At 68.1% G+C, this 23344-nt stretch carries 24 protein-coding genes and 2 tRNA genes; 17 read left to right on the forward strand and 9 right to left on the reverse strand.

Annotation, left to right across the window (positions count from 1 at the left end):
- Window positions 1-24: 24 nt before the first annotated feature.
- From PX554_RS21335 to PX554_RS21365, 7 genes are all read left to right on the forward strand, one after another.
- Entirely contained in the window at window positions 25-540 is a 516-nt protein-coding gene (locus PX554_RS21335) for a hypothetical protein (protein ID WP_275504495.1), read from the forward strand.
- Entirely contained in the window at window positions 537-1328 is a 792-nt protein-coding gene (locus PX554_RS21340) for a DUF1828 domain-containing protein (protein ID WP_275504496.1), read from the forward strand. Before PX554_RS21335 ends, PX554_RS21340 begins: the two co-directional genes overlap by 4 nt.
- Window positions 1329-1410: 82 nt before the next feature.
- The gene (locus PX554_RS21345; RefSeq protein WP_275504497.1) at window positions 1411-2082 is read left to right on the forward strand and encodes a DUF4145 domain-containing protein; all 672 of its coding nucleotides are present in this window, start codon (window positions 1411-1413) and stop codon (window positions 2080-2082) included.
- Between the two features lie 88 nt (window positions 2083-2170).
- Window positions 2171-3466, forward strand: coding sequence for a chymotrypsin family serine protease (locus PX554_RS21350; RefSeq protein WP_275504498.1), 1296 nt, complete (start codon window positions 2171-2173; stop codon window positions 3464-3466).
- Between the two features lie 650 nt (window positions 3467-4116).
- Entirely contained in the window at window positions 4117-4656 is a 540-nt protein-coding gene (locus PX554_RS21355; RefSeq protein ID WP_275504499.1) for a hypothetical protein, read from the forward strand.
- Window positions 4653-6365 carry a hypothetical protein gene (locus PX554_RS21360; RefSeq protein WP_275504500.1) on the forward strand — a complete coding sequence of 571 codons (1713 nt, stop codon included), beginning with the start codon at window positions 4653-4655 and terminating at the stop codon, window positions 6363-6365. Before PX554_RS21355 ends, PX554_RS21360 begins: the two co-directional genes overlap by 4 nt.
- Window positions 6366-6381: 16 nt before the next feature.
- A complete protein-coding gene (locus PX554_RS21365; protein ID WP_275504501.1) occupies window positions 6382-6582 on the forward strand; it encodes a hypothetical protein in 201 nt (66 codons plus the stop codon).
- Window positions 6583-6937: 355 nt separating this feature from the next.
- On the opposite strand, the gene PX554_RS21370 is transcribed toward PX554_RS21365, so the two are convergent.
- From PX554_RS21370 to PX554_RS21385, 4 genes are read right to left on the reverse strand one after another with little or no spacing between them, the layout of a single operon-like run.
- Entirely contained in the window at window positions 6938-8485 is a 1548-nt protein-coding gene (locus tag PX554_RS21370; RefSeq protein WP_275504502.1) for a DHA2 family efflux MFS transporter permease subunit, read from the reverse strand.
- Window positions 8482-9732: an HlyD family secretion protein gene (locus PX554_RS21375; RefSeq protein ID WP_420833478.1), complete on the reverse strand. Its 1251-nt coding sequence runs from the start codon at window positions 9730-9732 to the stop codon at window positions 8482-8484. The genes PX554_RS21370 and PX554_RS21375 overlap by 4 nt, the downstream gene beginning before the upstream one ends.
- Window positions 9729-11156: an efflux transporter outer membrane subunit gene (locus tag PX554_RS21380; protein WP_275504503.1), complete on the reverse strand. Its 1428-nt coding sequence runs from the start codon at window positions 11154-11156 to the stop codon at window positions 9729-9731. Before PX554_RS21380 ends, PX554_RS21375 begins: the two co-directional genes overlap by 4 nt.
- Before the next feature lie 8 nt (window positions 11157-11164).
- Window positions 11165-11656 (reverse strand): MarR family winged helix-turn-helix transcriptional regulator, encoded by a 492-nt coding sequence (locus tag PX554_RS21385; protein WP_275504504.1) that lies wholly within the window; start codon window positions 11654-11656, stop codon window positions 11165-11167.
- 161 nt (window positions 11657-11817) lie between these two features.
- Here PX554_RS21385 and PX554_RS21390 point away from each other — a divergent pair.
- Window positions 11818-11893 (forward strand) — tRNA-Val (locus PX554_RS21390).
- A gap of 135 nt (window positions 11894-12028) precedes the next feature.
- Here PX554_RS21390 and PX554_RS21395 read toward each other — a convergent pair.
- Both PX554_RS21395 and PX554_RS21400 read right to left on the reverse strand, forming a co-directional pair.
- Window positions 12029-12328: an addiction module antidote protein gene (locus tag PX554_RS21395; protein ID WP_275504505.1), complete on the reverse strand. Its 300-nt coding sequence runs from the start codon at window positions 12326-12328 to the stop codon at window positions 12029-12031.
- Between the two features lie 51 nt (window positions 12329-12379).
- Window positions 12380-12676, reverse strand: a complete 297-nt coding sequence (locus PX554_RS21400; RefSeq protein WP_275504506.1) for a type II toxin-antitoxin system RelE/ParE family toxin — start codon at window positions 12674-12676, stop codon at window positions 12380-12382.
- A 221-nt stretch (window positions 12677-12897) separates the two neighbouring features.
- Between PX554_RS21400 and PX554_RS21405 the strand changes: the two genes are divergently transcribed.
- The gene (locus PX554_RS21405) at window positions 12898-13275 is read left to right on the forward strand and encodes a hypothetical protein (RefSeq protein ID WP_275504507.1); all 378 of its coding nucleotides are present in this window, start codon (window positions 12898-12900) and stop codon (window positions 13273-13275) included.
- Window positions 13276-13281: 6 nt separating this feature from the next.
- Here PX554_RS21405 and PX554_RS21410 read toward each other — a convergent pair.
- Window positions 13282-13358 (reverse strand) — tRNA-Pro (locus PX554_RS21410).
- Between the two features lie 191 nt (window positions 13359-13549).
- Here PX554_RS21410 and yajC point away from each other — a divergent pair.
- From yajC to PX554_RS21430, 4 genes are all read left to right on the forward strand, one after another.
- On the forward strand, window positions 13550-13897 hold the full coding sequence (gene yajC / locus PX554_RS21415) for a preprotein translocase subunit YajC (RefSeq protein WP_093226167.1): 348 nt from the start codon (window positions 13550-13552) through the stop codon (window positions 13895-13897).
- Between the two features lie 4 nt (window positions 13898-13901).
- Window positions 13902-15500 carry a protein translocase subunit SecD gene (secD, locus tag PX554_RS21420; RefSeq protein WP_275504508.1) on the forward strand — a complete coding sequence of 533 codons (1599 nt, stop codon included), beginning with the start codon at window positions 13902-13904 and terminating at the stop codon, window positions 15498-15500.
- A 114-nt stretch (window positions 15501-15614) separates the two neighbouring features.
- Entirely contained in the window at window positions 15615-16586 is a 972-nt protein-coding gene (gene secF, locus PX554_RS21425) for a protein translocase subunit SecF (RefSeq protein ID WP_275504509.1), read from the forward strand.
- Between the two features lie 6 nt (window positions 16587-16592).
- Window positions 16593-16967: an Mth938-like domain-containing protein gene (locus PX554_RS21430; RefSeq protein ID WP_275504510.1), complete on the forward strand. Its 375-nt coding sequence runs from the start codon at window positions 16593-16595 to the stop codon at window positions 16965-16967.
- Window positions 16968-17062: 95 nt separating this feature from the next.
- Here PX554_RS21430 and PX554_RS21435 read toward each other — a convergent pair whose 3' ends face one another.
- Both PX554_RS21435 and PX554_RS21440 read right to left on the reverse strand, forming a co-directional pair.
- A complete protein-coding gene (locus tag PX554_RS21435; RefSeq protein WP_275504511.1) occupies window positions 17063-18229 on the reverse strand; it encodes a glycosyltransferase in 1167 nt (388 codons plus the stop codon).
- A gap of 448 nt (window positions 18230-18677) precedes the next feature.
- The gene (locus tag PX554_RS21440) at window positions 18678-19502 is read right to left on the reverse strand and encodes a class I mannose-6-phosphate isomerase (protein ID WP_275504512.1); all 825 of its coding nucleotides are present in this window, start codon (window positions 19500-19502) and stop codon (window positions 18678-18680) included.
- Window positions 19503-19665: 163 nt separating this feature from the next.
- Here PX554_RS21440 and PX554_RS21445 point away from each other — a divergent pair, with 163 nt between their 5' ends.
- The 4 genes from PX554_RS21445 (at window position 19666) to PX554_RS21460 (ending at window position 23259) form a co-directional block, all read left to right on the forward strand.
- Window positions 19666-20469, forward strand: coding sequence for an outer membrane protein assembly factor BamD (locus PX554_RS21445; protein WP_093226195.1), 804 nt, complete (start codon window positions 19666-19668; stop codon window positions 20467-20469).
- Window positions 20470-20500: 31 nt separating this feature from the next.
- The gene (gene recN, locus PX554_RS21450) at window positions 20501-22165 is read left to right on the forward strand and encodes a DNA repair protein RecN (RefSeq protein ID WP_275504513.1); all 1665 of its coding nucleotides are present in this window, start codon (window positions 20501-20503) and stop codon (window positions 22163-22165) included.
- A 616-nt stretch (window positions 22166-22781) separates the two neighbouring features.
- Window positions 22782-22988, forward strand: a complete 207-nt coding sequence (locus PX554_RS21455) for a cold-shock protein (RefSeq protein ID WP_275504514.1) — start codon at window positions 22782-22784, stop codon at window positions 22986-22988.
- A 67-nt stretch (window positions 22989-23055) separates the two neighbouring features.
- Window positions 23056-23259 (forward strand): hypothetical protein, encoded by a 204-nt coding sequence (locus PX554_RS21460; RefSeq protein WP_093226155.1) that lies wholly within the window; start codon window positions 23056-23058, stop codon window positions 23257-23259.
- Window positions 23260-23344 lie beyond the last annotated feature (85 nt).

The following is a 23344-nucleotide window of genomic DNA, read 5'->3' on the forward strand; positions in this document are numbered from 1 at the left end:
GTATGTTTCCGCCAGCAGTCTACAATGATGCGGGTTCAGGACGTTATTAGGGGAGCCAAGGTCGAAATCTCGGTCTCGGACTGGGGTTCCGGCAAGATTCCTAAAGCGAAATTCCCTTTGTCAAAGGCCGGTAAGAAGGCGTGGTCTTACGGCGCTGCATGGCAGTGGCGATTTGTTGAATTTTCCTATGCGGGCCGCCGCTTTGTGGTTCGGCTTCTTGTGAACCTCGACAAGAGCAAGGCCAGCGCTCATCTGGCGATGTGGAACGGTCGCGACCTGACCGTCCTGTGCTGTTACGAATACCACGTGGATCATGTAACGGGCTGGCATCTCCATACCCTTTGTGGTGAGAGGAACGACGTAGATACGGCTCCCACAGGAACCCTTGTGCATGGGCCATGGGTTAAGCGCCTACCCAACGCACGCATGCGCCACAGAAAGACCGCGTTTACGAGCGAGATGGCCGGGAGGCAGGACGCTTGGCTTTGGCATCGAACCATGCGATTCTTCCGGATCGAGGAAAAAGGCGCGCTCATGTGAAAGAGGCTCTCTGCCAGGCCTTCTGTGGTGATCTGAAATTGACCGATGTTCCGGTCGGTTTTGCTGTCACAACCACGTTCCGCAAGGACGATGGCGACGCTGTGGCGTTCTACATCGTTCGCGATAAAATGCGTCCCGGTATATTCCGCGTCGAGGACGACGGAGCAACGATCGCGTACCTTGAGGGGGCTGGGGTCGATTTCTCCACGGATACGCGCACCGAAGCCTTCGAAGCACTGCTTGCGGCGCACGAAGTGGAATTCGACGAGGACGAAATGCTTCTGCACACCGGGCCGGTGACCGAGCAGGATATCCCACGCGCGGCAATGCGCTTCCTGTCTTTCATGCTGCGCATCAACGATTTCCTGCTGCTTACGAAGGACAAGGTTACCAGCACGTTCAAGGAGGACGCGGCAAATCGTGTGATCGAGCGCATGGAAGGGAAAGCCATCGTCGAGCAAGATAAGGCTGTTAGCCCTGCGCTGTCAGACACGATCCCTGACATGGTGATCCGAGGCGCGGGCAGGCCGCCTGTCGCCTTGTTTTTCGGATCGTCGTCACAGCGCGTGAACGACGCGATCTTCCTTCAGATGCAATCGCTGTATGAGGTGAAGGAACCGGTACAAGTCATTGCCCTATTGGAGCGCGAGAACGTCATAAATCAGGATTTGCGTAGGCGCGCAGCTAATCGTCTCGCTGCGCTTCCAATCTATCGTGGGGATGAAACCACGTCGATCAATCGTATTGAACGCGAAGCGCTTGGGTCGGTTCTTGGCACCGTGCATTGAAAATGGTGTAGTAAAATTAACGTTTGGCGGCCGCTGACCGTCTCGCTGCGCGCGGGATTGCACCCGATCTGGAGTTCCCTCATTGATCGTTCTCACCGCCGATTGTCCCCATTGCCGCGCTCATAATATGACATTCGAAGTCATCGGATGGAAGGTCGGGGCCAGCGATCCTGTAGCGCAGCCGTTTGCTGCCATTGCTGCCACTTGTCGACAGTGCGGCATGCCGATTGCCCTTCAATACGAAACGGCGCTTGGCGACAGTTGGCAGACATTACACCAGCGTGTTGTCAACATCATGCAACGAAGCGGTTCTTTAAATTCGACTGAACTAGTTCCTGTTCAAGTGTGGCCTGCCCCTGAAGCGGCCAGAATACCGGACGACCTGCCGCCCGAAGTCGAGCGCGCGCTTGGGCAAGCCGAGCACAACTTCTCCTCGTTGGGCTGTGAGGAGGCAGCGGCCATGATGTACCGCCGTGCCCTCGAAATCGGGCTGAAGAAAGCTTACCCAGAGATGAAGGGTATGCTCGCTGCTAGGATCAAGCAGTTGGTAGCTGAGCACCATCTCCCGGCTCCTCTCGGCGAATGGCTGGATCAGGTTAAACTGATCGGCAACGAAGGCGCGCATGAAGTCGATGGTGTGTCCCGTGACGATCTCGAAGCACAACGGGGTTTCGTGGACATGGCCCTCCGATACATCTTCACTATGCCAGCGCAGATCGCGGCGCGGCGCGGCCTTCCTCCGGAGGTCGCCTAATCTTCAAGCCTGTCTATCCGGCTCGTGCTTCCTTTATGCCAAGCGCGCCCTAACGTGCATCTGCCGCACCACCGGACTACGTATTAGTGTGACCCGCCTCCTCACCCTCCTCCTCCTCGCCCTCCCGCTCTGGAGCACCCCCGCCACCGCGCAACTCATCCCGCCGCCGCTCGCCGCGCCGGTGGTCGCCGTGTCCAACCTGCCGCCAGTCGCACCGCCGCTGCCCGGCCCGCAGACCGAAAGCCAGGCGCTGCTTCAGGACGGCGCCGAATACGCCCGCCAGTATGACGTGCCGATCGAAGAGGCGATCCGGCGGCTGCGCGCGCAGGCGGAGAGCGTGGCCGCGACCGATGCGCTCGCCGTGCGGTTTCGCGATCGGCTCGCCGGCATCGCGATCGAGCATCGTCCGGCCTATCGCATCGTCGTGACGCTGACCGGCGCCGCGCCGGTGCCGCCCGAGCGGATCGTCGCGGGCGGGTTGGTGGTGCCGGTGGTGTTCCGCACCGGCGCGCGCGCGACGCGCGAGCAGGTGGTGTGGGCGATGACCAACCATCAGGCCGCGATCCGCGCCGCTTTGCCGTCGCCGCCGAGCATGGGGCTCGACCAGCGCACCGGCGAATTGGTGGTGACGATCGGCAGCGCCGCGCCGGCCGAGCGCGCGGCGATCCGCCAGCGGATCGCGGGGCTCGCCGGGGTGCCGGTGCGGCTGCGGATGATCGAGCGCGACGCGGATTTCGCGCCCGAGGGCGGATCGCGCGTCGATGGCCTCAACCCCGATGACAGCCGCCGCTATCTGTGCACGACCGGGTTCAACGTCACCGACGGCGCGCGCTTCGGCGTCACCACCGCCGCGCATTGCCCCGACGTGCTTCGCTACCGCGCGCCGGACGGCGGGATCGTGCCGCTCGACTTCCTCGGCCAATGGGGCTGGGGCTATCAGGACGTGCAGATCAACCTCAGCGTGGCGCCGCTCCCGGCGTTGTTCTACGTCGATGCCGCGCGCACGATCGACCGGCCCGTCACCGCCGCGCGCGCCCGCGACGCCACGCGCGCGGGCGATTTCGTCTGCCACCGCGGCGAGCGCACCGGCTATAGCTGCGCCGAGGTCGAGCTGACCGATTTCGCGCCGGCGGGCGATCTGTGCGGCGGCGCGTGCCTGCCCAATTGGGTGACGGTCGCCGGGCCGACCTGCATGGGCGGCGACAGCGGCGCGCCGGTGTTCAGCGGGACGGCGGCTTTCGGGATCCTCAAGGGCGGCAGCTATCGCCGCGACGGGAGCTGCGCTTTCTATTTCTATATGTCGGTGGACTATCTGCCGGCGGGCTGGTCGCTGGTGGGGGTGGCGGCGGCGGGGCGGGATGATGGCGCGGGGTGGGTGGGGTAGCCGGAGCTTCGCGTTCGTTGGTGCTGAGCCGCGCCCTCCCCCCGAGTCCGGTCGTCCCGAGCGCAGTCGAAGGACGTGTCGCGCGCGCGCCGCCTGGGGCACGCACTTCGACTGCGCTCAGTGCGAACGGGCTGGGGGGCGGGTGGCGCGATCCGGGGGTGGCGGCGGGGCGGGATGATGGCGCGGGGTGGATGGGGTAGTTCGTCCTTCCCGTTCGTTGCTCCTGAGCCCCGCCCTCCCCCCCAATCCGTTCGTCCTGAGCGCAGTCGAAGGACGGGCCGCGCGCGCGCCGCCTGGGGCACGCACTTCGACTGCGCTCAGTGCGAACGGGGTTGGGGAGCGGGTGGCGCGATCCGGGGGTGGCGGCGGCGGGGCGGGATGATGGCGCGGGGTGGGTGGGGTAGTTCGTCCTTCCCGTTCGTTGCTCCTGAGCCCCGCCCTCCCCCCCGATCCGTTCGTCCTGAGCGCAGTCGAAGGACGTGTCGCGCGCGCCGCCTGGGGCACGCGCTTCGACTGCGCTCAGTGCGAACGGCGTTGGGGAAGCGCGTGGACGGTTCCGTCTTTTATAACCACAACGGTTAAATCCCTGTCCTACAGCGTGCCGATTGCGGTAGCGACTGCGGCGTCACAAGCCAGCAGGGATTCGCTCCATGAGACTTCTCTTCCTCGCCGCCGCGCTGCTGTCCGCGCCGGCGCATGCGCAGAGCGCCGCGTCGGTGCAGGCGCCGGGCGGCTATGCGCCGATCCAGGCGCCGTGCGTGCGCCAGAGCGACAGCAGTTGCATGGCCGTCAGCCCGACGGCGCCGCTGCCGACCACGCAGGGTCCGCTCGGCGCGGCGATCTCGACGCCGCTCGCGGGCAGCGTCACGGCGAGCGCGGTGACGCCGACCTCGGGCGCGGCGCGCTTCGCGGACGGTACCGCGACGATCGGGCCGATGGTGCCGCAGCTCGGGCGCGAGATCGGCCTGAAACTGTGGAGCGCCGACGACGCGATATTCTCCTGCGAGATGCGCGACAGCATCGACGGCGGCACGACCAAATTGCCGCTGACGATCTTCGACGTGGCGATCGGCGGGCCATATACCGCGCCGGTGAACAGCGCGATCACCGCCGAGACCATCGCCGGCACGCAGGTGTATCTGCTGTGCGGGGTGCGCGCGGGCACGCTCAACTATGTGGTGGCGCAATGAGCGCGCGGTTCGCCTTCGCGCTCGCCGCGCTGCTGGTCGCCACATCTGCGACCGCCGGGAGCGATCCCGCCGCGCGCGGCCTCGCGGTGCGCGCCAACGCCGCCGCCGCGACGCGCCAGCCGCGTCTTTCGGTCATCTCGGGCGCCGAGCAATGGTATGGCCTCGCCGCCACGCTGGGCGCGGGCACGTCCAACACGGTGCGCGTGTTGCATCGCAATCTCGCCGGCTGCACCGCGACGGGCCTGCGGCTGCTCGCGGGCAATTACGGCTGGGCGAACACCAGCTCGGCGGGAAGCCCGTCCGCGCCCAAGGAGCGGCAGAACCCCTACCCCATTACCGTCCACAGCGCGTTCGAGTTCGCCGGCACCAGGACCGACCAGCAGCAGCCGCGCGCACCCGTGCGCTGGGGCGGGCAGCCGACCGCGACGCTGACGCCCGCGACCGCCGCTTACGCCTTCCCCAATCTGATGCTGTCCGATCCCGTTTCGGCGTCGCTCGCGCCGGGGGCGGCTTTCTACGAACGCTCCGCCGTCACCCAGGCGGCGGCGGGGCAGCAGTATTTCAGCACGGTGTCGCTGCGCGGCGGCACCAGCGGGTTCGGCACCGACAGCGGCGAGGGCTATGCGGTCAATTCCACCGCCGAGCGCGTGTTCGACAATGCCGCCGGCGACGTGACCGTCGGCGCGCCGCAATTCGCCGCCGGCTGGTCCGCGCTGGCGGTGCTCGGCACCTGTGCCGACGGATCGGTCGCGCCGTCGATCGCGATCGCGGGGGACAGTATCGTCGCCAAGGTGGATGACGCGGGCTACGGCTATTTCACCGGCGGCTGGGCGCTGCGCGCGTTCGCGGCCTATCCGCACATGCTGCTCGCGCTGCCGGGCGAGCGTGAGATGGACGCGGTGCAGATGTGGAACTTCGCGTCGCGCTTCGAGGCGTCGGGCTATGCGACGCATGTGCTGTGGGCCTATGGCCGCAACGACCTGAGCTACGACATCGGCGTGCTCGGGCTTGCGCCCGCGCAGGCGGTCGCGGCGATGAAGGCGGTGCGCTTGCAGGCGGCCAAGGCGTTCATGATGCCGCGCGGGGGTGGCGCGCCGGGGCAGGTGTTCATCGCCGCGACGATCCTGCCCGCGCCGACCTCGACCGACGGGTTCCTGACGATGGCCGGGCAGAGCAAGGACGCCTATGAGGCCGCGCGCGTCCTGTTCAACCAATGGCTGCGCGAGTCCGGGCCGGACGGGTTCGTCGCGCAGGCGAACGCGCAGGTGGCGGGGATCGTCAATGCCGGCGTGGCGCGCGTCGCCGACCCTTGCGCGGGCCTGGAGGTGGATGCGGACGGCGTGCCGACGCGCGACGGCGGCTTCTCGCCGCCCGCCACAACGATCTACGCGAGCGGCACGTCGACCGGCGGCAACACCGGCAACAGCTTCAACGATACGAGCAAGGCATGGGCACCGGGAGCGCTGCGCGGCGCCGAACTTGAAATCGTGTCGGGCACCGGCGCGGGGCAGTTTCGCGGCATCGGCGGCAATGGCGCGACGCAGGTGCTGATCGCCGATCCGTGGACGACGCTGCCCGATGCGACCAGCGCCTATCGGATCACCGACGCGCCGGGCTGGAACGGCGTCCACCCCGGCACGCGCGGCGCGATCCTGTCGGCGGCCGGGATCGACGCCGCCGCGCTGATGCGGCCGTTGGCCGGGCAATAGCGGCAAGGAGGAGGATATGATGAACCAGCGTGACCATCTGATCGCCTATCTCGCGACGCTCGCCGCGCTCGCGGTGATCTTCACCGTCGCGATCGTCGCCGGCGTGGCGAGCGAGCATGTGATCGGCAAGATCGAGGCGTTCGGGCTCGGCACGATCACCGGCGGGCTGATCGGGGTGCTGCGGCTGCCGCCGGGGCGGCCGATCGAGCCGGAGTGAGGGGCGGCTCCAGCTATAGCCCAGTACTATCTCCCAAACCGTTCGTGCCGAGCGAAGTCGAGGCACCTGCGCCCGTGGGCCGGCCCTCGACTTCGCTCGGGCCGAACGGGGATGGTTTGCGCCGGTCGGGCCCGAGTGAGGGGTGCGATGGCGTTTTCCAGCCGTTCGTGCTGAGTAGAGATCGAGTAGGGCCAAAGGCCCGTATCGAGAGCTCGTATCGAAGCACAGGTCGCGCGCGGGGCCTGTGCTTCGATACGCGACCTCGATACGCCCTGCGGGCTACTCGGCCGCTACTCAGCACGAACGGTGGTTTTACGAGATGGCCGGGGCGGCTCGGCACCGCCCAACCACGACCTCAATCCGCCACCGGGCCGTGATTGGCGGGGGCGGGGCGCTTCGCCATCCACACCACGCCGACCAGCACGATCGAGATCCAGCCGCACAGCCAGAAGATCTCGAGCGACGACAGCAGATACGCCTGGCCGACGATCTGCCGCATCACCACGCCGACCGCCTGGCCGGGGCTGGCGCCGAACGCCTGGAGCTGTTCGAGCGCCTGGCGATAGACCGGCGACCAGTCGCTGCCGGCCTCGGTCAGCCGCGCCTGGTGGAGCGCCTCGCGCCGATCCCAGAAGGTGGTGGTGAGCGAGGCGGCGAAACTGCCCGCGGTGATGCGCGCGAAGTTGGAGATGCCCGACGCCGAGGGCACCTTTTCCGGGGGAACGCCATCGAGCAGGATGGTGATGAGCGGCACGAAGAACGCCGCCATCGCCACGCCCTGCAACAACAGCGGCGCCGCGAGCACGAGGAAGCTCGCATCGGGCGTGTAGCGCGAGCGCATGAAGAACGAGATCGCGTAACAGACGAACGCGAACGACGCGATCCAGCGCACGTCGATCCTGAGCCGGCTGATGATCGGCGTCATGATGACCGCCATGATCCCGGCGGGCGCGGCGACCAGCCCCGCCCAGGTGGCGGTATAGCCCATCTGTTCCTGCAGCCAGAGCGGCAGCAGCAGGTTGTTGGCGAACAGCACCGCATAGCCGAGGCAGATCGCCAGCGTGCCGAGCGCGAAGTTGCGCCGCGCGAACAAGGTGAGATCGACCGCGGGCTGGCCTTCGGTCAGCTCCCAGATCACCCAGGCGACGAAGCCGACCACCGCGCAGATCGTCAGCACGACGATGAGCGGGTTGTTGAACCAGTCGCGATCCTTGCCGAGATCGAGCATCGTCTGGAGGCTGAACACCCAGAAGGCGAGCAGGATCAGGCCGACCGTGTCGATCCGCACCTTCCGCGTCGGCGTCTCGCGTGACTTGAGCGACTGCCAGCTCACGAACCCCGCCGCCACGCCGATCGGCACGTTGATGAGGAAGATCCAGCTCCAGTGATAGTTGTCGGAGATGTAGCCGCCGAGCACCGGCCCCATCACCGGCGCGGCGAGCGTCGTCATCGACCAGATGCTGAGCGCGGTGCCGCGCTTGTGGGGCGGGAAGATCGCGATCAGCAGCGCCTGGCTGCCCGGAATCATCGGGCCGGAGACGCCGCCCTGGAGGATGCGGAAGAAGATCAGCGAGGGCAGATCCCAGGCGATGCCGCACAGGAACGAGGCGACCGAGAAGGCGAACACCGAGACGGTGAAGGTCTTGACCACCCCGAAGCGCTGCATGAACCAGCCGGTCAGCGGCACCGTCACGCCGTTCGCGACCGCGAACGAGGTGATGACCCAGGTGCCGTTGTCCGAACTCACGCCGAGACTGCCCGCGATCGTCGGCAGCGAGACGTTGGCGATCGTGCCGTCGAGCACCTGCATGAAGGTGCCGAGCGCGAGCGCGGCCGCGGTGACCGCGAGCGCGAGCCCCGCGAGCGGCGGCGGCCCGGCGGCCGCTGCGGGCTGCGTGCTCACCGACCGCGTCCGAGGTTTTGCGCGATGATCTGGCGGATACGCGCCTCGACCTGCGGGCCACCGTCGAGGCTCTGTTGCGTGCCGCCGGCGGGGGGCGAGCTCATCGCGACGAGCGGCTTGGACTGATCGCTGGTATCAACCGTGACGTTCGCCGAGAGGCCGACGCGCAAGGGGTGCGCGCGCAGCTCGCGCGGATCGAGCGCGATGCGGACCGGCACGCGCTGGACGATCTTGATCCAGTTGCCCGAGGCGTTCTGCGCGGGCAGCAGCGAGAAGGCGCTGCCGCTACCGGCGCCAAGGCCGAGCACATGGCCGTGGAAGGCAAGCTTGCTGCCGTACACGTCGGCGGTGATCGTCGCGGGCTGGCCGACGCGGATCTTCGCGAGTTGCGTCTCGCGGAAATTGGCGTCCAACCACAGACTGTCCAGCGGGACCACCGCCATCAGCGGCGTGCCGGGCGCGATCCGCTGGCCGAGCTGAACGGTGCGCTGTGCGACCACGCCGTCCATCGGAGCGACGATCCGCATGTGGCTCGAATTGATCGCGGCCTGCCGAACGTTGGCGATCGCCGCGAGCACGCGCGGGTTGGTATAGACGCTGGTGCCGGCGACCGCGCTCGCCGCCTGCGCGCGCTTGGCGAGCGCGAGGTTGAGCGCGGCGCTGGCGGTGGCGACGGCATCGGCGGCGTGGCTGACCTCCTCGCCCGAGACCGCGCCGTCGACCGCCGCGCCCTTGCGGCGGGCGAGATCGCTGCGCGCCTTGGCGAGATCGGCGCGGGCCTGCGCGATCTCGGCGCCGGCCTCGTCGACCGAGGCGGTGTCCGAGCGCACGCCGCGCACCGCCTGGCCGAGCGCGGCCTCGGCGGCTTGCAGCGCGACATCGGTGGTGGCGGGATCGAGATCGATCAGCGGCTGGCCGCGCTTGACCGCCTGGGTGTTGTCGGCATGGATCGCGAGCACGGTACCGCCGTCGCGCGCCGTCACGCTCACCACGTTGCCGCCGACATAGGCGTCGTCGGTCTCCTCGCTCGGCGGCGCGGTGAGGACGTGGATCGCATAGGCGAGCGCGGCGATCAGCAGCACCGTGCCGAAGATCATGAACGCGATGCGGCGCGTGCGCGGCTTGCCGGGGGGCGGCGCGGGCGGCGGCGGCGGGGCCGCCGGTGCGGCGGGGGCGGCGGCGACCGGCGCGTCGCCGGCGTCGTCGCGCGAAAATTCCCGGTCAAAGCGCATCGATTCTTCGGTCATAGTCCCGACCCCTTGGTGTTGGCGGCCACCGCGACTTGAGGGTCGAAGCCCCCGCCCAGCGCGGCGATGAGTTTGATACGTTGGGTGATGGCGTTGGCCTGCGCGTCGATCCGCTGCTGCTCGGCTTCGAGCAGGCGGAAGCCCGAATCGACGGCGTCGAGCCGCGAGCCGAGTCCGGTCGAGGTGCGCACCGCATCGAGCCGCACCGTATCGCGCAGGCCCGCGACGACCTTGTCCTGCTGCGCGAGATCGGCATCGGCGGCGCGGACGTTGGTGATCGCGTCGGCCGAATCACGCACCGCGGTGATGACGCTGGCGTTGTAATCGGCGACGGCGCGGTCGAGCTCGGCGCCGGCGTTGCGATATTGCGCGCGCAGCCGCCCGCCCTCGAAGATCGGCAGATGGACCGCCGCGCCGCCCGACACCTGCGCCGAGCCGGCGGTGAAGAATTGGCTGAGCCCGAGCGCGGCCAGGCTGGCGAGCGCCGAGATGTTGACGTTGGGCATGAAATCCGCGCGCGTGACCGCCTGGCCCGAGACCGCCGCGTCGATCCGCGCCTGCCCGGCGAGCAGATCGGGACGGCGGCCGAGCAGATCGGCCGGCAGCACCGCCGGCACCGGCGGCGGGCGATCGAGCGCCAGCGTCGGCGCGGCGATCTGGGGATAGAAATCCGCGCCGCGCCCGACCAAAGCGGCGAGCGCATGCACCGCGAGATCATGCTGCTGGAGGCTGCGCACCTTGGCCTGCCGCGCCTCGGCGAGCAGCGTCTCGGCGGTGCGCGCCTCGAATTCGCTCGCGAGCTTGTGCTTGATGCGCGACTGGACATAGCCGAGCGCCTGTTCGCGCGTGGCGACGAAGCGGTCGGCGATCTCGGTCTGGCGATCGGCCTGGACGAGACTGGCGTAGGCTTGCGCGACGGAGGTCGCGATCGTCAGCCGCGCGGCGGCGGCATCGAGCTGGGCGGCGCGTTCGCTCGAGCGCGCCTGCGCGACCAGCGCGCGCTGGCGGCCGAACAGATCGAGATCCCACGACAGGTTCGCCGCGAGCGACGGCACCGCATAGGTGCGCCCGCCATAAGGCGGCGGGATGATGTAATGTTCGCTGAACCGCTCGGCCTGAAGCCCGGCGTCACCGGTGATCTGCGGCGCCTGCCCGGCACGCTGCACGTCGATCGCCGCCTGCGCGGCGCGGACGCGCGCGAGCGCGCCGGCGAGATTGGGATTGTCGGCGAGCGCGAGATCGACCAGCCGGCCGAGCTGCGGATCGCCGAACGACTCCCACCAGCGATCGGACAGCGTGGGCGTGGCGTCGCTCAGTCCGAGCGCGGCCGGCTTGAGCTGCGTCACCTGCGGCGCGTCATGCGGCACGCTCGCGCAGCCGGCGAGCAGCATTGCCGTCGCCACCGCGACGCCCCGTTTCATCATCGGCCGGATCACTCCCCCGTCTCCCCTGCGAAACCCGTGTTTTCCTTGCCGAGCATCCGCTCGGCGACCACCAGCAGCCGCGACAGCATCGACGCGAATTGGGTGACCTCATCCTCTTCGAAGTCGGCGATCAGCTCGTTCCAGCCCGCCACCACGATCTGCCCGATCTTGGCCACCATCGCCTCGCCCGCGGGCGTGACCTTGAGGCCGACGACGCGCCGGTCCTCGGCGTTGCGATCGCGCAGGATCAGCCCGCGCTCCTCGAGCGTGTCGATCAGGCGGGTGGTGGCGCCGGTGGTGATGTTGAGCTCGCGCGCCAGCTCGCCGGGGTTCGAGATCGCGCCATCGCGCACGACCTTGAGCGCGATCCACTGGGTGAAGGTGATGTCCTCCACCGCGAAGCGCCGTTCGAGCAGCGTCTTGATGTCCTGTTCGAGCCGCCGGAGCATCCGCCCCGGCGCGCGCTGCGTCGCGCAATCCTCGATGGTGAGCCGTGCCAAAGCCTGTCTCCGAAATATCTGCACGGGCAGATAGTGCGGGCGCATTGGCTGACAAGTGCGAAAGATGCAACCGTGACGATATCGCGCGCACCCGCGGCACCGACGGCGGCGACGCTCTTGCGAGTCCGGTGATTTGCGCTAAAGACGCTCGCTCCCGAGAGGGGCGATTAGCTCAGTTGGTAGAGCGTCTCGTTTACACCGAGAATGTCGGCGGTTCGAGCCCGTCATCGCCCACCATCGTAGACGGCGAGACGCGTCGGCGAAGCCGATGCGCACGCAGCCAAGATCGGCCAGCGCGACAAAGCGCACCACGAGGCGCGGCTTTGCCGCGACTGACGGCGCGGGGAACATGGCGCCGCCCGCGACCAAAGTTCAGGCGTGCTCGACCTCTTGCGGCTTGGCGGCAAGTTGCAGGCCGAGCGCATCCACCACCCGTAGGATGGTATCGAGCGTGGGATTGCCATTTTCGCTGAGCGCCTTGTGGAGCGCTTGCCGGCTCAGGCCGGTTTCGGCGGCGAGTTGGGCGATGCCCCGCGATTTCGCGACGGTGCCGAGCGCGGCGGCGATGTAGCCGGCGTGCTTGGTTTCAAGCGCGTCGCTCAGAAGCTCGGCATGATCCTCGGTAGTGGTAAGGTACTTCGAAGCGTCGAAGTCTTTGGTACGCGTGTTCATTTGCCATGTCCTTGGATGGACCAATATTACCGGATGCCGTCTGCGGTCGCGTCACTCAATATCACCGGCCATCTCCTTCGCCTTGGATATATCGCGCCGCTGGGTGGATTTCGTTCCACCGTACAGCATGAAGACCACAGCGTTGCCGATCACCGTATAATAGACGCGGTAGCCCTGCCCCACGTCGATCCGCATCTCCGACAACCCGCTCCCGAGCGACTTGACGTCGCCGAACAAGCCACCCTCGACGCGAATGATCCGCCGGACGATGGCCTTCTGGGCGATAGGATCGGTGATACCATCTAGCCAGCGCTCGAATTCCTCCGTCTGTTTGACTCGATATGCCACGCGTCGCTTTTATGCGACAACTTGCTATTAGGTCAACTAGATGCGACAATTGGGAGGGAAGCGGATTTTTTGGCGCTCACGATCTCGCGAAATCGTGTGCTGCCGAGCAGCCTGAACCGGCCGAGAGCTTCGCGTCGCTCGCACCTTACCAGGAATCGGGTTACCTTAGCAGCATGTCGCAAATCGTACCTCTGCTAACGGCGTTCGGACTCGGATCGATCGTGACCGCCTTCGTGAATTCGTGGCTGTCTCAGCGCTCCCAACGCGATGAGCGCGCATTCCGCGAGAAGCAATCTGCTTATGTCGGGCTACTGGAAGCCTATCATCGCGCCGCGGTTGAAGGCACCGACGAAACCTCCAAGGCGTTCGCCTACTGGCAAATGCGGTGCGAGTTAGTCGCTCCAGAGCCGGTTCGCGATGCGATACGCCGAATTGTCTCCACCAATGAAGACCGAGCGGGGCGCGAGAGGGCGGATGCCGACATGAAGCGAGATGGGCGCCGATCTAAACATCACGCGTTAGTCTTTGACGCCAGCGTGAAGCCCGACAAAGCCGATGCAGGTCGACAGCACCGCCCGCTTGAATTCAGCCAAACTTAATGTCTCTGGTCGGGGCGACAGGATTCGAACCTGCGACCCCCACACCCCCAGTGTGATGCGCTACCAGGCTGCGCTACGCCCCGACCGAGGGAGGCGCGTGTAAGCGCAGCGGCGCGCAGATGCAAGCGGGATCGCTCTGTCCCGCGCCCGAGCGGCATCCCCGCAGCCGATTGTTGCGCGCTCCGCGTGATGATGATAGCGCGCGCCGCTTGTAAGCGGGGCGGCTGCCGCCTCCGCGCCCGGCGCTTTGCCGGCAGCTTTTGTTCAGGACGCCATGTTCGCCACCTCAGCCCTTGCCGCTTCCGCCAATTCCGCTTCCGCCGCCGGCGGCGGCGGGGTGGCGTCGATGTTCCTGCTGTTCTTCCCGTATATCGCCATCGCGGTGGTCGGCTATTTCCTGCTGCTGCGCCCGCAGCAGCAGCGGATCAAGGCGCAGCAGGCCAAGATCAACGCGGTCAAGAAGGGCGATTCGGTGGTCACCGCGGGCGGCGTGCTCGGCAAGGTGACGCGTGTCGAGGACCAGTATGTCGAAGTCGAGGTGGCACCCAATGTCCGCATCCGCGTCGTCAAGGCGACGCTGACGGAGGTGACCAACCCGCTCGCCAAGCCCGCGAACGACTGATCCGATGCTCGATTTCCCGCGCTGGAAGATCGTCTCGATCCTGGGGCTGCTCGCCTGCCTGATGGCGCTGGCGATTCCGAGCTTCTTCCCCGAAGAGCAGACCAAGGCGTGGGGCTGGATCCCGCACCCGCGCGTCAACCTCGGGCTCGATCTCGCCGGCGGCAGCTATCTGCTGCTCGAGGCGGACAGTGCCGATCTCGCCAAGACGCGCTTCAACGCGATGCGCGACCAGATTCAGAGCGAGATGTCGCGCGCGCCCGCGATCGACATCGGCGACATCGCCACCGAGAATGGCAAGATCAGCTTCATGCTGCGCGACGTGACCAAGGTCGATGCCGCGCGCGAGCGGCTCAACAAGCTGACCGCCGGCGCCGGGCTGACCGGTCAGCGCGACTGGGATCTGAACGTCGTCGACAGCACGCGCGTGGTGATGACGCCGACCCAGGCCGGTTTTGACCAAGCGCTCAATCAGGCGATGGGCGATGAGACCGAAGTGGTGCGCAAGCGCATCGACGAACTCGGCACCAAGGAGCCGACGATCGTCCGCCAGGGCAGCGACCGGATCGTCGTGCAGGTGCCCGGCCTCCAAGACCCGAAAGCGCTGAAGGAATTGCTCGGCAAGACCGCCAAGCTTGAATTCAAGATGGTCGACGAGACGCCGATCTCGCCCGAGGACGCCGCTAAGGGTATCGTACCGCTCGGCACCGAGCTTCTCGCCGACGCCGAGGGCGGTCCGGGTGGGAAGATCCTCGTCAAACGGCAGGCTATCCTGACCGGCGACCAGCTCGTCACCGCGTCGCAGGGCAACCGACAGGACGACAACGCGCCGATCGTCAACTTCACCTTCAACAGCGAAGGCGGCAAGAAGTTCGCGCGGATCACCCAGACCAACATCGGCAAGCGTTTCGCGGTGGTGCTCGACAACACCGTGATCTCGGCGCCGCGGATCAACACCGAGATCCTCGGCGGGTCGGGCTATATCGAGGGCAATTTCACCGTCGACAGCGCCAACCAGCTCGCGATCGCGCTGCGCTCCGGCAAATTGACCATTCCGCTGAAGGTCGTCGAGGAACGCACCGTCGGGCCGGACCTGGGCGCCGATTCGATCCACGCCGGCATCCTCGCCTGCACGATCGCGGTGCTTGCGGTCATGATCTTCATGTTCGTCACCTACGGGCGGTTCGGCGCCTATGCCAACCTCGCCGTCATCATCAACGTGATCGTCATCGTCGGGGTGCTGGCGCTGCTCAACTCGACGCTGACGCTGCCGGGGATCGCCGGCTTCGTGCTGACGGTGGGCACCGCGGTCGACGCCAACGTGCTCATCAACGAGCGTATCCGCGAAGAGCGGCGGCGCGGGCGCAGCGTGCTCCAGTCGGTCGAATTGGGCTATAAGGAAGCCAGCCGCACGATCTTCGAGGCGAACGTGACGCATGCGATTTCGGCGATCATCATGCTGCTGATGGGCTCCGGCCCGATCCGCGGCTTCGCGATCGTGCTGCTGATCGGCATCGGCACCTCGGTGTTCACCGCCGTGGTGTTCACGCGGATGCTGGTGGTGACGTGGATCCGCCGTACGCGGCCGACGGATATCAATATATGATCCGCACCCCGCGCCCGAACACGACGTCACCCCAGCGAAAGCTGGGGTCTCCCCGTGGCGCACGCTGCGCCCGCCTCAATAAGACCCCAGCTTTCGCTGGGGTGACGGTGTAACATGCGCCTGCTGAAACTCGTTCCCGACAACACCAACCTGCCGTTCGTCTCGCTGCGCGCGTGGGCGTTCGGGCTCACCATGCTGCTGTCGATCGCCGCGATCGGGCTGACGGTGGCGCGCGGGCTCAATCTCGGCGTCGATTTCGTCGGCGGCTTGATGATCGAGGAGAAGTTCGCGCAGCCGCCGCACCTCGACACGCTGCGCTCGACGATCGACAATCTCGGTTTGGGCGAAGTCCGGCTCCAGCAGTTCGGCGATCCCAAGACCGTGTCGATCCGCCTGCCCCCGCCCAAGAGCACGGATAAGGGCGCGACCGACGCGGTCGTCCAGAAGGTCCAGGCGGCGATCAACGCCAAATTCCCCGACGCCAAATTCTCCAAGCAGGACGCGGTTTCGGGCAAGGTCTCGGGCGAGCTGATCTGGAAGGGCGCGCTCGCGGTGGTGCTCGCGGTGTTCGGCATCGGCCTGTTCGCGATCTTCCGCTTCGAATGGCAGTTCGGCGTCTCGACCGTGGTCGCTATCGTCCACGACGTGCTGATGACGCTCGGCTTCTTCGCGCTGACTCAGTTGGAGTTCGACCTCAACATCGTCGCCGCGGTGCTGACCATCATCGGCTATTCGATCAACGACAAGATCGTCATCGACGACCGCATCCGCGAGAACATGCGCCGCTATCGCAAGATGGACATGCCCCAGATCGTCGACCTGTCGGTCAACGAGACGCTGCCGAGAACCGTGATGACCTCGCTGACGATCCTGCTCGCGCTGGTCGCGCTGCTGATCTTCGGCGGGCATGTGCTGCAAGGCTTCACCGCGGCGATGATCCTCGGCATCGTGGTCGGCACCTATTCGTCGATCTACGTGTCGTCGTCGCTGCTCATCACGCTCGGCCTGCGCCCCGATCCGACCAAGGGCGATGCGCCGACCGGCAAGGCGGTGCCGAGCGAGGGCATCCCGACCAAGAAGCGCTGATCCGCCATGCGGATGGAGAAAGAGCAAAGGACCGACCGGCCGATCATCTCGGCCTTCTCGCTCGGCGGCTTCAAGGTCGACGACGGCGTGTACCGCGCGCTGCTGCTCACCCCCGAGCGCGCCGATGGCTGGGAGCCGCCCGCGCTCGACGCGCTGAGCGTGGACGCGGTGGCGCCGCTGCTGGCGCTCGCCCCCAGGCCGGAGTTCCTGCTGCTCGGCACCGGTGCGACCTTGGTGCGCCCGCCGGTCGCGTTCACCCGCGCGGTGGAGGCTTTGGGATTCGGCATCGAGGCGATGGACAGCCGCGCCGCCGCGCGCGCCTGGGCAGTGCTGCGCGGCGAGGGCCGGTGGATCGCGGCGGCGCTATATCCCTTGAGCTGATTGGCGCTACCGCGCCTGAGTACCGTTCGCGCTGAGCGTGTCGAAGGGCGCGTCTGGAGCACGTGCTTCGACACGCTCAGCACGAACGGACATGGTCAGCCGGCAACGAGTCCGCTGAGATGCGCGTACAGCGCCTCGGTGTTCGCGCCCCAGGTGAACCGCTCCGCGCCGCTGCGCACGGCATCCTGCGCCGGCGGTGTGGCCAGCACGTCACCGATCGCAGCCGCGAACGCATCCGCCTCGCGCGCGACGACGCGGCCATAGGCGGGATCGGTCACCACTTCGCGCGCGCCGCCGGCATCGGTGATGACGATCGGCGTGCCGCAGGCGAGCGCCTCGACCCAGGCGTTCGCCAGCCCCTCCGACGACGAGGCGAGCGCCATCACATCGGCGGCGGCGATCAGCCCCGGCAGATCGCCATGCGGCAGCGCGCCGAGCAGCCGCACGCGCTCACCGATGCCGTGCGCGGCGATCTTGGCCTCGATCGCCCCCCGCGCCTCGCCCGCTCCGGCGATCAGCAGCGACACGCCGGGCAGCGCGGCGACCGCGTCGATCACCACCTCATGCCCCTTGCGCGCGATCAGCGCGCCGACCGAGACGACCAGCGGCCCGCGCACCCCCAGCGCCGCCTTTGCCGCGTCACGCGCGCGCGGCGCGAAAAGCTCGAGATCGACGCCGGTGTGGTGGACGCGGATTCGCTCCGGCGGCATGCCGAGCGCGGCCATGTCGGCGCGCATCGCCCGTGAGACGGCGAGCAATCCATCGGCCTGCTGCCCGGCGGCGATCACCTGGCGTGCCGTGGCGGGCGCGGTGCCCCAATGGTGAATGTCGGCGCCGCGCGCCTTGATCGACACCGGCACGCCCAGCGCCTTGCCGAGCGCGACCGCGACGGGGCCGTCGGGGAAGAAGAACTCGGCGTCGATCACGTCGAACGCGAAGTCGCGGCGAACCTCCGCGAGCAACGGCGCGAGCGTGCGGAGCAGCGCGGGCACATGGAAGCGCCCGGCCGTCCCCGGCACCGTCCGGAAGCGCGGCCGCCGCACGTCGAGCCCTTTCCACGTCTCGCGCGGCGGCAGATCGGCGAGCGGAGCGTAGTGACGATGGCGCGACAGCGGCCAGGGCGGCAGCCCGCTCGGCGCGACCACGCGCAAATCGACATGCGGATGCGCGGCGAGGCCGAGCGTTTGCCGCTCGACGAACACGCCGAGATTGGGCGCGGCGGCGTGCGGGAACAGGGTGGCGAGGGTCAGCACGCGGAGCATGACGCCGAACTTAGCGCGCGAAGGTTAAGGGGACGCTGCGTTCCATCCCCGTTCGTGCTGAGTGCGGTCGAAGCGCGTGTCCGGAGCGTCGCGGCTGGGGCACGCCCTTCGACTTCGCTCAGGGCGAACGGGTGGGGGTGGCCGACCGGCTCCATGAGGTCGGGGGTGGTGGACGCGTACGCACACACCACTCCGTTCGTGCTGAGCGACGTCGAAGCACGTGCCGCGGGCGCTCCGCCCCGGATACGCCCTTCGACTTCGCTCAGGGTGAACGGGTTGGGGATGCCCGACCGGCTCCATCAGGTCGGGTGGTGGACGGGTACGCGCACACCACTCCGTTCGTGCAGAGCGCAGTCGAAGCACGTGCCGCGAGCGCTCCGCTTCGGATACGCCCTTCGACTGCGCTCAGGGCGAACGGCGCGGGTATGCCCCCGCCCCGCCCGACCCTTCAGATTCGCGTGTCACCCGGATAGGCGAACAGCACGTCGCTGCCCGCTGCCGCGTCGATGTGGCAGGTGCCGGTCAGCGTCAGGCATTCGCCGGCCTTCCAGGCGACGCCGTCGACCACGCCCGCGCCGGTGACGGGGACGAACCAGCCGGTCACGCCGTCGGGCAGCGTGATGTCGCGGGCGCCGCCGGCGAAGCGCTCGATCACGAACTTGGGGCCTTCCGCCAGGACGACGTGGTCGCGGCCGTCGGGGGCCGGGGTCGGCAGCGGGACGAACGGCTTGGGATCGGAGGCGGCGACGCCCGCGTCGAGGTGGAGTTCGCGGTCGCTGCCGTAGTCATACAGGCGATAGGTGAGATCGACGTTCTGCTGGATCTCGATCACGGTCAGCCCGGCGCCGATCGCGTGGACGGTGCCGGCGGGCGAATAATAGAAATCCCCGGCCTTGACCGGCTTCCAATCGAGCTTGTGCTCGATCGACCCGTCGAGCGAGGCGGCGCGAAGCTCGTCCTTCGTCATCGGCGCGAGCGTGCCGATCGCGATCGTCGAGGTCGGTTCGGCGGCGAGGATCAGCCACGCCTCGTCCTTGCCGCGCGGATAGCCGGCGGCGCGGGCCGCGGCATCGTCGGGATGGACCTGCACCGACAGGCGATCGCTGGTGAACAAATATTTGATGAGCAGTTCGGGTTCGCCGGCGTGCGGGGTCTGGAACCACACTTCGCCGATCGGAGGCGTGTCCGCCGCCGGATCGGGGAAACCGGGCCACAGATCATGCCGACCCCAGGGCTTTTCCACGCGCTTGGTCGCCAGAAGAGTGGCCGTCATTCGAATCTCCGCTGCAGTTGCGAAACGATCTAACCCGAACGCACCGGGACTGTCATCCGATCCTTGGCGAGCAAGCACAATCCGTGGCCGAAAAGCGGCGGCGGTACGGCTTTTTTCGAAGGGGATTGTTCGTGGCTCGGGCGTTCGGCTAAGGGTGCTCGCGATGCGTATCCCAATGTCTCGCTCGATCGCGCTCGCGCTCATCGCCGCCTCGGCGCTTCCTGTCGCCGGCTGCGCGTCGCGCGGCAAGGCGAAGGCCGATATTCCCTATGTCGCGCGCGATGTCGGCACGCTGTACACGGCGGCGCGCAAGCGGCTCGACATGGGGCAGTACAAGATCGCGGCGGCGCTGTTCGACGAGGTCGAGCGCCAGCATCCCTATTCGATCTGGGCGCGGCGCGCGCAGTTGATGAGCGCGTTCAGCTATTATCTCGCGCATGATTACACCAGTTCGATCCAGGCGGCGCAGCGCTTCCTGTCGGTCCACCCCGGCAACCGCGACGCGCCTTATGCCTATTATCTGATCGCGCTCGGCTATTACGAGCAGATCAGCGACGTGACGCGCGACCAGAAGATCACCCAGCAGGCGCTCGACGCGCTGGGCGAGCTGATGCGGCGCTATCCCAACAGCAAATATGCGCTCGACGCGCGGCTGAAGGTCGATCTGGTGCGCGATCACCTCGGCGGCAAGGAGATGGAGGTCGGCCGGTTCTACGAGCGGCGCGGGCAGTGGCTGGCGGCCTCGATGCGCTTCCGCACCGTGATCGACGAATATCAGACCACGACGCATACGCCCGAGGCGCTGATGCGGCTGACCGAATGCTATCTGGCGCTCGGCGTGCGCGAGGAAGCGGAGAAGGCCGCCGCCGTGCTCGGCGCCAATTATCCCGGCACGATCTGGTACAGCCACGCCTACAAGCTGATGCACGATCATCCGGTCAAGCCGGCGCCTGCGAAGGGCGCCTGATCGAGCGGCAGGCCGAGCCGGGGACCGCGCGATGCTGACCTCGCTTTCGATTCGCGACGTGGTGCTGATCGAGGCGCTCGACCTCGATTTTCACGAGGGACTGGGCGTGCTCACCGGCGAGACCGGGGCGGGCAAGTCGATCCTGCTCGATTCGCTCGGGCTGGCGCTCGGCGCGCGCGGCGATTCGGGGCTGGTGCGGCAGGGCGCGGCGCAGGCGGTCGTCACCGCCGTGTTCGACACGCCGCAGGGCGATGGGCCGATCGCTGCGCTGCTCGCCGAGAACGGCTTCGATCTCGAACCCGGCGAGCCGCTGATCGTGCGCCGCATCGTCAAGGCCGATGGCGGCAGCCGGGCGCTAGTGAACGGATCGGCGGCACCCGCCGCGCTGCTGCGCGAGCTTGGCGCGCACCTCGTCGAGATCCACGGCCAGCATGACGATCGCGGGCTGCTCGCGGCGAGCGGGCACCGCGCGCTGCTCGACAGCTTCGCGCGGATCGACACGGGCGCGGCCGCGCGCGCGCACCGCGCCTGGCGCGAGGCCGAGGACGCGCTGGCGGCGGCGCGCGCCGATCTCGACACGCAGGAGCGTGACCGCGAATGGCTCGAACATGCCGTCGCCGAGCTGCGCGGCTTCGCCCCCGAACCGGGCGAGGAGGCGGAACTGGCGACACGGCGCGCGGGGATGCAGCGCGGCGAGAAGATCGCGGGCGACTTGCAGGCGGTGGCGGATCTGCTCGAAGGGTCCGACGGCGGGCTGTCGCGGTTGCGGCAGGCGGCGCGCATCCTGGAGCGCGTGTCCGAGGATCACGAAGCGCTCGCCGAGGCGCTGGAGGCGATCGACCGCGCGATCATCGAGGCGGGGACCGCGCAGGACGGCGTCGACACAGCCGCGCGCGCGCTGGCGTTCGATCCTGCGCAACTGGAGGCCGACGAATCGCGGCTGTTCGACCTGCGCGCGCTGGCGCGCAAGCACCGGGTCCAGCCCGACGCGCTCGCCGAGCTGACCGACGAACTGGGCGCGCGGCTCGATCTGATCGAGAGCGGCGGCGCGGGGCTGGCGGCGCTGGAGCGCACGCTCGCGCAGACCGCCGCCGCCTACGACGCCGCCGCCGCCGCGCTGACGGACGCGCGCGCCGCTGCCGCCGCGCGGCTCGATGCGGCGGTGAAGGCGGAGCTCGCGCCGCTCAAACTCGATTCGGCGCGCTTCCGGACCGTCGTCGCGCCGCTCTCGCCCGCGCAATGGGGGCCGAGCGGCAAGGACCGCGTCGAATTCGAGATTTCGACCAATCCGGGCGCGCCGTTCGCGCCGCTCGTCAAGATCGCCTCGGGCGGCGAACTCTCGCGCTTCATCCTCGCGCTCAAGGTCGCACTCGCCGAGGAGGGCGGCGCGGCGACGATGGTATTCGACGAGATCGACCGGGGCGTCGGCGGCGCGGTCGCCAGCGCGATCGGCGAGCGGCTGGCGCGGCTGGCGCGGCGCACGCAGTTGCTGGTGGTGACGCACAGCCCGCAGGTGGCGGCGCGCGGGCGCCAGCATCTGCTGATCGCCAAGAGTCACGACGGGCTGGTCACGCGCACCGGCGTCCGCCAGCTCGACGCGGGCGAGCGGCGCGAGGAGATCGCGCGCATGCTGTCGGGCGCGACGATCACCCCCGAGGCGCGCGCGCAGGCGGAGCGGCTGCTGGAGACGGCATGAGCGGGCAATCCCAAGCGTGGTGCCGTGCGCACGTGCTTCGACTGCGCTCAGCACGAACGGGTTGAGCAACCGCCCGAGCCGCTTACGCATCTCCTCGCCCGTTCATTCCGAGCGAAGTCAAGGGGCAGCTCGGCGCGCGCGTGTCTCGACTACGCTCAGCGCGAACGGATGTGGAGCGGGCCGCCCCCCCTTCCCGCCGTTCGTCCTGAGCGCAGTCGAAGGACGTGCCACGGACGACGCCACCTGGGGCACGCGCTCAGCGCGAACGGGCGGTGGTGTTGCCGCGGCACGGAAGCGAGTCCGGATTAGGGGGCGACACGCCGCGCGCGCCGTGCTACACCATGTGCATCCGGCGACCTGGCCCTCAAGCATCGCCCGACTGAGAGACCTCCGCGCTCCCGCTTGTTGGCGACGGACGTGTGCTTTGGCTCTCCCTTCACATCGCTCGACGTCACACGGCTGCCGATCGGCAGCCGCCGTGCCAGTGCGTTCGGCCGCCGGCTGAGCGCAGCCCCTCGTGGACGCCGGCCGGGGCCGGACGGTGTCTTCGTCTCCGATCTCGGCCCCACCCGGCACCGCGCCAACGCCCGGTGCCGTTACGCTTAAGGAAATACCCATGCCGACTGGCACCGTGAAATTCTTCAACGCCGACAAGGGCTATGGCTTCATCGCGCCGGAAGACGGCGGCAACGACGCCTTCGTCCACATCAGCGCGGTGGAAGCCGCCGGCATGCGCACGCTCGATCGCGAGCAGCGCGTGACTTACGAACTGGAGCAGGACCGTCGCGGCAAGACCTCCGCGGTCAATCTGAGCGCCGCGTAACCGGACCGGGCGGCGTGCGGACTCCTCCGCGCGCCGCCCGCCCTCCCCTTCCTTGCGGAGACACGCGATGAGCACCACCGTTCTTTTCTATCAGGACCGCGCGCGCCAGGCGCATGCCGACGCCGCCTCGGCGACGCTCGACAATGTCCGTGACCGCTGGCTGCGCGCCGCCAAGGCGTGGGACGAAATGGCGATCCGCGCCGAAAAGACCGAGCAGCGCCGCTCGGTCAACGAGGAAGCCAAGCTTACCGGCGGCCTGGCCGGCGCCTGAACCGTTCGCCGCGCCGGGCGCGGCCCAGCGTCGCGCCCGGACGACGCGCCCCGGACCGCCCCCGGACCGGGCCAATGTCGCGCTT

The organism is Sphingomonas pollutisoli (assembly GCF_029167165.1).
GTDB lineage: Bacteria > Pseudomonadota > Alphaproteobacteria > Sphingomonadales > Sphingomonadaceae > Sphingomonas > Sphingomonas pollutisoli.